8 protein-coding genes are annotated in these 10,213 nt (G+C 72.8%); 4 read left to right on the forward strand and 4 right to left on the reverse strand.

Annotation, left to right across the window (positions count from 1 at the left end; genetic code table 11):
- Positions 1 to 790, reverse strand: a 790-nt coding sequence (locus RIN80_RS16890; protein ID WP_309096431.1) for a cytochrome c oxidase subunit II, incomplete at its 3' end; no start/stop codon positions are given.
- A gap of 264 nt (positions 791 to 1,054) precedes the next feature.
- On the opposite strand from RIN80_RS16890, the gene RIN80_RS16895 reads away from it, so the two are divergent.
- Positions 1,055 to 2,431: an aminotransferase class V-fold PLP-dependent enzyme gene (locus RIN80_RS16895; RefSeq protein WP_309096432.1), complete on the forward strand. Its 1,377-nt coding sequence runs from the start codon at positions 1,055 to 1,057 to the stop codon at positions 2,429 to 2,431.
- A 54-nt stretch (positions 2,432 to 2,485) separates the two neighbouring features.
- Here the strand turns inward: RIN80_RS16895 and RIN80_RS16900 are convergent, their stop codons facing one another.
- A complete protein-coding gene (locus RIN80_RS16900) occupies positions 2,486 to 3,460 on the reverse strand; it encodes a carbohydrate kinase family protein (protein ID WP_309096433.1) in 975 nt (324 codons plus the stop codon).
- Between the two features lie 132 nt (positions 3,461 to 3,592).
- Between RIN80_RS16900 and RIN80_RS16905 the strand changes: the two genes are divergently transcribed.
- Together RIN80_RS16905 and RIN80_RS16910 are read left to right on the forward strand one after the other, a co-directional pair.
- Positions 3,593 to 3,802, forward strand: coding sequence for a hypothetical protein (locus tag RIN80_RS16905; RefSeq protein ID WP_309096434.1), 210 nt, complete (start codon positions 3,593 to 3,595; stop codon positions 3,800 to 3,802).
- Between the two features lie 146 nt (positions 3,803 to 3,948).
- Positions 3,949 to 5,949: a hypothetical protein gene (locus RIN80_RS16910; protein WP_309096435.1), complete on the forward strand. Its 2,001-nt coding sequence runs from the start codon at positions 3,949 to 3,951 to the stop codon at positions 5,947 to 5,949.
- Between the two features lie 132 nt (positions 5,950 to 6,081).
- On the opposite strand, the gene RIN80_RS16915 is transcribed toward RIN80_RS16910, so the two are convergent.
- On the reverse strand, positions 6,082 to 6,438 hold the full coding sequence (locus RIN80_RS16915) for an iron-sulfur cluster assembly accessory protein (RefSeq protein ID WP_010037217.1): 357 nt from the start codon (positions 6,436 to 6,438) through the stop codon (positions 6,082 to 6,084).
- Positions 6,439 to 6,722: 284 nt separating this feature from the next.
- Here RIN80_RS16915 and nadA point away from each other — a divergent pair, with 284 nt between their 5' ends.
- Complete coding sequence (gene nadA / locus RIN80_RS16920) at positions 6,723 to 7,907, forward strand: quinolinate synthase NadA (protein ID WP_309096436.1); 1,185 nt, start codon at positions 6,723 to 6,725, stop codon at positions 7,905 to 7,907.
- 18 nt (positions 7,908 to 7,925) lie between these two features.
- Here nadA and RIN80_RS16925 read toward each other — a convergent pair whose 3' ends face one another.
- Complete coding sequence (locus RIN80_RS16925) at positions 7,926 to 10,160, reverse strand: protein kinase (RefSeq protein WP_309096437.1); 2,235 nt, start codon at positions 10,158 to 10,160, stop codon at positions 7,926 to 7,928.
- Between the last annotated feature and the right edge of the window lie 53 nt (positions 10,161 to 10,213).

The following is a 10,213-nucleotide window of genomic DNA, read 5'->3' on the forward strand; positions in this document are numbered from 1 at the left end:
ACTTGCCCAGGAAGGTGCCCTCCTTGTTGGGGGTCACCTCGAAGGCGTTGGTGTGGCCCGGGATGACGTCCTGCTTCATGAGGAACGGCACCACCCAGAAGGAGTGGATGACGTCACGCGAGGTCAGCACGAAGCGGACCGTCTTGCCCTTGGGCAGCCACAGCGTCGGGCCCGGGTTGTTGGTCTGCGGGTTCCGGGTGCCGGGGGTACCGCAGTCGTAGACACCGCCGGCGTCGGCCGGGAAGTCTTCCTTGAACCGGTCCGGGATCGCGTCGAGCTCCGGGGACTTCTTCGCGTCGCCCGTGGAACCGGCGACCGGCTCGATGTAGTTGAAGCACCAGCTCCACTGGAAGCCGACCACGTTGACCGTGACGTCGGGCTTCTTCTTGAGGCTGAGCAGCTCGGACTCGTCGCGGGCGGTGAAGTAGAACAGCACCGAGACGATGATGAGCGGGACGACCGTGTACAGCGCCTCGATGGGCATGTTGTACCGGGTCTGCGGAGGAACCTCGACCTTGGTGCGGCTGCGCCGGTGGAAGAAAGCACTCCACAGGATCAGACCCCACACCAGCACGCCGACGGCGAGCGCAGCCGCCCAGGACCCCTGCCACAGGGAGAGGATCCGCGGAGCCTCTTCCGTGGTCGGGGTGGGCATACCAAGGCGGGGGAAGTCTTCCCAGTTGTACGAGCAACCGGTGGCTGTCGCCAAGACCAGGCCCGCGGTCAGTGCCTGCAGCAGCTTCCGCCGCATCGGGCGCCGCGGCGAGCGGTCGGAGCCGTTGGGACTCACGTAGCGCCTTCCCGAGAGTCTCGCCCGCGCGGATCGGCTGCGGCCTGGCCTTCTCGCTGGTCGGTCGCCGCCCTGCGTCGGGCAGGGGTTTGGATGTTTATGCGGACCAAACCCTAGCCGACGCCCTCCGGGGGTTCTCGGGGAGGGGTGCCTACTCACTCGGGTGGTTCGCTGAATTGGCGGCTGCGGGTGGATTGTGGCCTTTCGCGCAGTTCCCCGCGCCCCTGGGGTCCGTTCCGCTTCCGGGCGTTCTAGCGTTGCCGTGTGGCCTACTTCGATGCTGCTTCCGCTGCTCCGCTTCATTCCGTCGCCCGGCAGGCTCTGCTGGCCTCCCTGGATGAGGGGTGGGCTGATCCCGCCCGGTTGTACCGGGAGGGGCGGCGGGCGCGGATGCTGCTGGACGCGGCACGGGAGGCCGCCGCCGAGGCGGTGGGGTGCCGGCCGGACGAGCTGGTCTTCACCCCGTCCGGAACGCGTGCCGTGCACACGGGCATTGCCGGGGCGCTGGCCGGGCGGCGGCGGGCCGGGCGCCACCTGATCGTGTCAGCGGTCGAACACTCTTCGGTGCTCCATTCGGCCGAGGTGCACGAGGCGGCGGGCGGTTCGGTCAGCCGGGTGACGGTGGACCGGGGCGGGGCGGTGGATCCCGCGGGGTACGCCGAGGCCCTGCGCGGGGACACCGCACTGGCGTGTCTGCAGTCGGCCAACCACGAGGTGGGGACCGAGCAGCCGGTCGCCGCGGTGGCCGGGCTGTGCCGGGAGGCCGGGGTGCCGTTGCTGGTGGACGCCGCGCAGTCGCTGGGCTGGGGGCCGGTGGACGGGGACTGGTCGCTGCTGACGGCCAGTGCGCACAAGTGGGGCGGGCCGTCCGGGGTCGGGCTGCTCGTGGTGCGCAAGGGCGTGCGCTTCGCGGCGCAAGGGCCGGTGGACGAGCGCGAGTCGGGACGGGCGCCCGGCTTCGAGAACCTCCCGGCGATCGTGGCGGCGGCCGCGTCGCTGCGGGCGGTACGGGCCGAGGCGGCCGCCGAGGCCGCGCGGCTGCGGGAACTGACGGAACGGATCCGGGCCCGGGTGCCGCGGCTGGTGCCCGATGTGGAGGTGGTCGGCGATCCGGTGCGCCGGCTGCCCGGCGTCGTCACCTTCTCCTGTCTCTACGTCGACGGCGAGGCGCTGCTGCACGAGCTGGACCGGGCGGGTTTCTCCGTCTCGTCCGGATCGTCCTGCACCAGCAGCACACTGACGCCCAGCCACGTCCTGCGGGCGATGGGTGTGCTCAGTGAGGGGAACGTGCGGGTCTCGCTGCCGATGGGCGCGGCCGAGGAGGATGTGGAGAGGTTCCTGGAGGTGCTGCCCGGGGCGGTGGCGGCGGTCCGGGAGAAACTCGGGGCCCCCACCACGGCGGTCGCCCGCGAGGAGGACGTCCTCGTCGTGGACTCCCTCGGCAAGCGGTGCCCGATCCCCGTCATCGAGCTGGCCAAGGTGATCGGCGACGTGCCGGTGGGCGGCCTGGTGCGGGTCCTGTCGGACGACGGGGCGGCGCGGCTGGACATCCCGGCGTGGTGCGAGATGCGGGGACAGGAGTACGTCGGGGAGGAACCGGCGGAACGCGGAACGGCCTACGTGGTCCGCCGGGCGAGCTGAGCGCCCCGGGGACGTGGGGAACCGCGCGACCGGTCCCCCACGCGCCCGCGAGCGTCAGGACAGGTGCGCCTGGACCTCCGCCGCCGCCTCGTCCCCGTAGGCCTTGGTGAACCGCTCCATGAAGTGGCCCCGGCGCAGCTGGTACTCCTGCGTGCCGACCGTCTCGATGACCAGGGTCGCCAGCATGCAGCCGACCTGCGCGGCGCGCTGCAGGGAGACGCCCCAGGCCAGGCCCGAGAGGAAGCCGGCGCGAAAGGCGTCGCCGACGCCCGTCGGGTCGGCCTTGCGCTCCTCGTCCGGCGTGCCGACCTCGATCGGGTCCTCGCCGGTCCGCTCGATGCGCACCCCCCGGGCGCCGAGGGTGGTCACCCGGTGGCCGACCCGGGAGAGGATCTCCTCGTCGCTCCAGCCGGTCTTGGACTCGATGAGGCCCTTCTCGTACTCGTTGGAGAAGAGGTACGTCGCCCCGTCCAGGAGGATGCGGATCTCCTCGCCGTCCATCCGGGCGATCTGCTGGGAGAAGTCGGCGGCGAACGGGATGGACCGGGCGCGGCACTCCTCGGTGTGCCGGAGCATGGCCTCCGGGTCGTCCGCGCCGATGGAGACCAGGTCGAGGCCGCCGACGCGGTCGGCGACGGTCTTCAGCTCGATCAGTCGGGCCTCGCTCATGGCGCCCGTGTAGAAGGAGCCGATCTGGTTGTGGTCGGCGTCGGTCGTGCACACGAAACGGGCGGTGTGCAGCGTCTCGGAGATGCGGACGGACTCGGTGTCGACGCCGTGCCGCTCCAGCCAGGCCCGGTACTCGTCGAAGTCCGCGCCGGCGGCGCCGACCAGGATCGGCCGGGTGCCGAGCTGCCCCATGCCGAAGGCGATGTTCGCGGCGACGCCGCCGCGGCGGACGTCGAGCTTGTCGACCAGGAACGACAGCGAGACCGTGTGCAGCTGGTCCGCTACGAGCTGGTCGGCGAAGCGGCCGGGGAAGGTCATGAGGTGGTCGGTGGCGATGGAGCCGGTGACTGCGATGCGCACGGCGGGGATTCTCCTGAGGGAGGCGGACCTTGACGCTCCACGCTATCGGGTGGGCGGGGCGGCCCTGAAGGCAGCGAAACTACCCGATAGTAGATCTTTCTCCGTGAGTCCCGGCGTGCATACGGTGCCGGTATGACGAACCTCAAGGTCCAGGCTCCCGTTCCGGTCGATCTCGAAGGCGAGCTGGCGTCGCTGCCGGGGGACGGGGCACGGATGGCTCCGCACTGGGCGGTGCCCGACCGGGTCGCCGCCCGGCCGGTGTCGCCGGCCCTCATCCACGGCGTGACGGTGCCGCCCTCGTCGGCGCGGCTGCTCGACGCCATGGCGGACTACGGGGACTGAGCGGCGCACGCCCGGGAACCGCGAGCTCCCCCGCTGCGTCCCATCGCTGTCCCCCGTAAAGGGGAGGCGGGATACGACCCCTCCACGGCCTGATTCCGAGCGGGCCGGGTCCCATGGGACAGCAGTGCTGCCGAAGGAGCGATGCGGTGAACACCGAGCGACCCGACAACGACGACGACGCCAGGGAAGCGGGCGGCGCCGGTACCGCGGACGTCCCGGAACCGGGTGCGGCGGGGACCGGGTCGCCGGCGAGGCCCGCCGAGTCCGACGGGGTCGCCGGAACGGGCGAGGTCGCCGGGCCGGACGCTGCCGCAGAGACTGCCGAGGCCGAGGTGACCGGGTCCCCTCACGTCGGGATCGAGCCGAAGGCCGAACCGGCTCCGGGCCGCGGCAACGCCCCCGAGAGCGAGGCCGGACAGGCACCGGGCCCCGGCATCGCCCCGGGGAGGGAAGCCGGACAGGCACCGGGCCGCGACATCGCCCCGGAGAGCAAAGCCGAACCCGCGCAGGACCCCGACAGCGGCGCCGACAGCGACGACGATCCGGCGTCGGCGCCCGGTCGGGGCCCGGCGCCCGGCCGTGCCGCCGGTGCGGAAGGCGCCGGCGGCCGGGAGGAGCACGGTGGCCGGGCCCGCGCCACCGCCGCGGACAGCGCCGAGGGCCCCGGTCCGGTCCCGGTCGACGACCTCTCCCGCGACGGCGAGGGCCGGGTCCGGCAGGGCGGTGGGCGGCCGCGCACGCCCGCGATCATCGCCTCCGTCGCCGCCGCCGTGCTGCTGGTCGGCGGGGGCGGGGCCTGGCTCGCCTCCAACGCGTCCGGCGGGTCGGGCGGCGGGGCGACGTCCGGCGCGCCCGGCGAGGACGGCACTCCCCCGCCGCTCGCGCTCGACGGGTACGCGGACTCCACGAACGGCGGCAACGGCATCGCGCCCGGTGAGCCCAACCCCTACGGCGTCACCTACCGGGTCGAGGGCACCCTGCCGAAGGGTCCCGGCGAGGCCCCGGTGTACCGGGCGCGGGGTGCGGTCGCCGCGGCGGACGTGGCCCGGCTGGCGAAGGCCCTCGGGGTCGAGGGGGCACCCGTGGCGCAGGGCGAGGTCTGGAGGATCGGCGGGCAGGACGGCTCGGGGCCGAGTCTGCAGGTGAACCGGCAGGCGCCGGGCGTTTGGACGTTCAGCCGGTACGCCCCGGGCACCGACGACTGCAAGGGCACCGACACCTGCACCGCCCCGCGGCCGGGCGGCACGCCGGTGGGTGAGGACGTGGCGGAGAAGGCCGCGGCGCCGGTGCTGAAGGCGTTGGGTCAGGACGACGCGAAGGTCGACGCGCGTCAGGTCATGGGCGCCCAGCGGGTGGTGAACGCCTCCCCCGAGGTCGGCGGACTGCCCACGTACGGCTGGACGACCGGGATCACGGTCGGCTCCGGCGGCGAGGTCGTCGGCGGCAGCGGCCGGCTGACGGCGCCGGTGAAGGGCGCCACGTACCCCGTGGTCGGGGCGGAGAAGGCGCTGGAGCTGATGGAGGGGCGGCCGAAGGGCGACCACCGGATGGGCATCGGCGGCTGCGCGAGCCCCGTGCCGCTGGAGGAGGGGCCGGAGGAGCCGTGCGGAGCGTCGGCGAGCGGTACGCCGCAGCCGGACCCGGTCACGGTCGAGAACGCGGTGTTCGGGCTGGCCGCGCACGACGTGGACGGCCGCCAGGCGCTCGTGCCGTCCTGGCTGTTCGAGGTGACGGCGCCGGGCGCGAAGGACCCGTTCACGGTGACGTACCCGGCGGTCGAGCCGGAGTACCTGGCCTCCCCGGCGCCGAGCGAGCCCAGCGGCCGGCCGACCTCCCGGCCCGGGCCGCGCGAGGTGGAGGTGGACGGCTACCGGGCCGAGGGCACCGAGCTGACCGTGACGTTCACCGGCGGGGTGTGCGCCGACTACGACGTGACGGCGGACGAGAAGGGCGGCGAGGTGACGGTCACGGTGACGTCCACGCCGTGGCCGGACAAGGTCTGCATCATGATCGCCAAGCAGTTCCAGGAGACCGTGCCGCTGGACCGGCCGCTCGGTGACCGGAAGGTGGTCGACGAGGACGGCAAGGGGATCCCGCTGGCCAGGGAGGGTGCGCGGCTGCCGGCGCCGCCGACGCACGAGCGGTAGGCCCGACGGCTCGCACGGCCGGTGGGCCCACGGCGCGCACGGCACGGCCGCACAGCGCGAAGGCGGCGACCCCCTCGGAGGGGGCCGCCGCCTTCGTCATGTCCGCTGCCGCCACGGGGGCGGCCCGGCGGCTCAGCTGAAGGAGTCGCCGCAGGCGCAGGAACCCGTCGCGTTCGGGTTGTCGATCGTGAAGCCCTGCTTCTCGATGGTGTCGACGAAGTCGATCGTGGCGCCGCCGAGGTAGGGGGCGCTCATGCGGTCGGTGACGACCTTCACACCGCCGAAGTCCTTCTCGACGTCGCCGTCGAGCGAACGCTCGTCGAAGAAGAGCTGGTAGCGCAGGCCGGAGCAGCCGCCGGGCTGGACGGCGACGCGCAGCGCGAGGTCGTCGCGGCCTTCCTGGTCGAGCAGCGCCTTGACCTTGGACGCGGCGGCGTCGGTCAGGATGATGCCGTCGGTGACGGTGCTGGTCTCGTCCGATACGGACATCTACATCTCTCCCGGGTTGTACGGAGACTGCTTGCCGACGGTTCCAACCGGCGGGGCCGCGGATTCATTCCGGGCCGGGCGCTCGATCTCGGCTTCCTTTTCATGCTCGCACACGTGCCGGGAACCGGAAAACGCCTCTTTCCCGCTCTTCCCGGGAATGCACGGCGCCTCGCCGGGATTCACGTCACACAGACGCTATGGGCATCGTCAAAGTGACGTGAAGCGGTTATGATAGATAGCGTCAAATCGACGAAAAGTCGCCGGAAACAGAAAGGGTGCGTGTCGTGACCACCGCCCAGACCCAGGAGCTCGACGTACAGCCGACGCCCCTCGCCCTGCTGCTCCTCGGCCGTGAGGCCGACCCGAGGAGCGAGCGCGGCGTGGAGTGTCCCGGCGACCTGCCCTCACCGTCCGACCCGGACCTGGTGGAGCGCGCTCGCCGGGCGAAGGAGAAGCTCGGGAACAAGGTCTTCGTGCTCGGCCACCACTACCAGCGCGACGAGGTCATCCAGTTCGCCGACGTGACCGGTGACTCGTTCAAGCTGGCCCGGGACGCGGCGGCGCGTCCGGAGGCCGAGTACATCGTGTTCTGCGGTGTGCACTTCATGGCGGAGTCCGCGGACATCCTGACGTCCGACGACCAGAAGGTCGTCCTGCCCGACCTCGCCGCCGGCTGCTCGATGGCCGACATGGCGACGGCCGAGCAGGTCGCCGAGTGCTGGGACGTGCTGACCGAGGCCGGCATAGCCGAGCAGGTCGTGCCCGTCTCGTACATGAACTCGTCCGCCGACATCAAGGCGTTCACGGGCAAGCACGGCGGCACGATCTGCACCTCCTCCAACGCCAAGCGGGCCCTGGACTGGGCCTTCGAACAGGGCGAGAAGGTGCTGTTCCTGCCCGACCAGCACCTGGGGCGCAACACCGCGGTCCGCGACATGGGCATGTCCCTGGAGGACTGCGTCGTCTACAACCCGCACAAGCCCAACGGCGGCCTGACCGCCGACGAGCTGCGCGCGGCGAAGATGATCCTGTGGCGGGGCCACTGCTCGGTGCACGGCCGCTTCAGCCTGGACTCGGTGAACGACGTGCGCGAGCGCATCCCGGGCGTGAACGTCCTGGTGCACCCCGAGTGCAGGCACGAGGTCGTGGCCGCGGCCGACTACGTCGGTTCGACGGAGTACATCATCAAGGCCCTGGAGGCCGCGCCGGCCGGCTCCAAGTGGGCCATCGGCACGGAGCTGAACCTGGTCCGCCGCCTGGCGAACCGTTTCGCGCCCGAGGGCAAGGAGATCGTCTTCCTCGACAAGACGGTCTGCTTCTGCTCGACCATGAACCGCATCGACCTCCCGCACCTGGTCTGGGCCCTGGAGTCGCTGGCCGAGGGCAAGCTCGTCAACCGCATCGAGGTGGACAAGGAGACCGAGGCGTTCGCGAAGCTGGCGCTGGAGCGGATGCTGGCGCTGCCGTAGTCCCCGCCCGGCCGGTCGTCACCCCGGGACGGGCTTCCGCCCGGGGTGGGCCGGGTCGAGGGTGAACACGTCGCCGTCCGTGGTGGCGACGACCAGGGCGCCCTCGTGGAGCAGCACCTCGGAGCGCTGCCAGCCCTGGTTCGTCACCCGCCGGGCGCGCGGCAGGGTCTCCCACAGCGGCGTGCCCTTCCTCGTGTCGAGGGCGGCGACCCGGCCGCTGGCGCTGGACAGATAGACCGCCCGGGCGCGTCGGTCGTGGGTGATGCCGCTGGGCTGCTCCAGGCTCGTCCGGGTCTGCCACAGGCGCTCGCCCGTGCCGACCGACACGGCGGTGACCTGCCCGGAGGACGTGGCGAACCACACGGTGCCGCCCGAGAGGGTCGCGTTGCCCTCCAACGGCGCCGCGAACCTCACCGCGCGGTCCTTTCCGGTGTCCGGGTCCAGCAGCCGGAGACCGGCGGACGCCTCGTCCTCCTCGTCCTCGGTCGGTTCGAGGAGGACCAGACGGCCCTCGGACACGCCGAGGAGCGTTTCGTCGACGGGCACCGTCAGACGCCGTGCCGAGCCGTCGGAGGGGTCCAGCCGCAGCAGGACCGTCTCCTTCGAGGGCACCTTGTCCGGGCCGCACCGCAGGTAGGGGTTGTCTCCGGGGTCCGCCGGAGCGCAGTACTGCCCCGCGGGCAGCGGCGCCGTCCAGCGCCCGGTGCCGGTGCGCGCGGAGCGGGCGGTCACCGAACGGCCGCCGTCGTCCGGGACGATCACCAGTCCGTCCGAGACGTACGGGCGCACGGCGTCGGCGTTCACCGTGCGCTGCCACAGCCGCTTGCCGGTGCCGGTGTCGAGGGCGGCGACGGTGACCTTGACATCGTCCCCCTGGTGGGGGTCGTACGTCTGCTCGACCAGCATCGCGTCGTCCGTGATGCCCAGGACGGAGAAGCGGTACGCCCCGTTGCCCGTCCCGGGCGGCAACACGTCGGCGCGCCAGCGGGCCCGTCCGGTGAGGGCGTCCAGGCGCACGGGCAGGGCCCCGTCGCCCGCGCAGTAGACGGCGCCCTCGTGCACGTCGCACACCGGGCCGTCCATGGACCCGCCCTCGGCGATGCCGTGGCCCTGCTTCACCCCCTGCGCGGCGGTGGCGTGCACCGTGGTCTGCCAGGGCTTCCAGCCGGCCGGGACGGTCGTCCAGCGGGAGGGCGTGGAGCCGGTGGTGTCCGCCCCCGTGCGGGAGTCGTCCTCGCCGAGTCCGGGCCCGAGCAGCAGATAGCCCGTCAGGCCGAGCGCGAGGGCGGTCGCCGTGCCGGCCGTGGCCCACAACCGCCGGGCACGGCTGTGACGTTCCCCGGAAGCCGGGGGGCCGGGGGCGGCGGCCGCGGCGGGCCGGGTGCTGACCCGGGCCCTCTCGTCCCCGCGCGATGCCACGGTGGCCTCGTCGTCCGTGTCCGTCTCCGGCAACGCCGTCACCAGCTCGCGTGCCAGTTCGTCCAGTCCGGGCCGGTCGGCGGGGTCCTTGGCGAGGCAGCGCTCCAGCAGTGGGCACAGGAGCTCCGGCACGCCGTCCAGGACCGGCGCGTTGTGCACCACCCGGTAGGCCGTCAGATAGGGGCTGTCGGCGTCGAAGGGGCCCCGGCCGGTGCTCGTGTACACGAGCAGGGCGCCCACGGAGAACACGTCGGAGGCCGGGCCCACCGAGCGGGCGTCGGTGAGCTGCTCCGGCGACATGAACGGCGGGGTGCCGATCATCTGGCCGGTCTCGGTCAGGGTGTGGTGGTTCTCGGCGGCGCGGGAGATGCCGAAGTCGATGACGCGCGGGCCGTCCTCGGCCATCAGGACGTTCGCGGGCTTGAGGTCCCGGTGGACCACCCCGGCCCGGTGGATCTCCCGCAGCGCCTCCACCAGCCCGAGCGCCAGCCGGCGCAGTGCGGTGCCCCGCAGCGGGCCCTGGTCGCGGATCAGGGCGGCGAGGGAGGGCCCGGGCACGTACTGGGTGGCCATCCAGGGGCGTACGGCCTCCGGATCGGCGTCCAGGACCGGAGCGGTGAACGCGCCGCTCACCTTGCGGACGGCCTCGATCTCCTGCCGGAAACGGGCGCGGAAGACCGGGTTCTCCGCGTACTGGGCGTGCACCACCTTGACGGCGACCTCACGCCCCGAGCGGGCCCGGCCGCGGTAGACGACGCCCATGCCCCCGGACCCGAGCCGGCCGACCAGCTTGTACCCGCCGACCGACTTCGGGTCGTCCTTCTGCAGCGGCACGCCCGGTTCCTCTCCCCCGCCATGCAGTCCGGGTCAGGATACGTAACGCCGGC

Origin of the sequence: Streptomyces sp. (genome assembly GCF_031181705.1) — a bacterium.
In the GTDB taxonomy this organism is placed as follows: Bacteria; Actinomycetota; Actinomycetes; order Streptomycetales; family Streptomycetaceae; genus Streptomyces.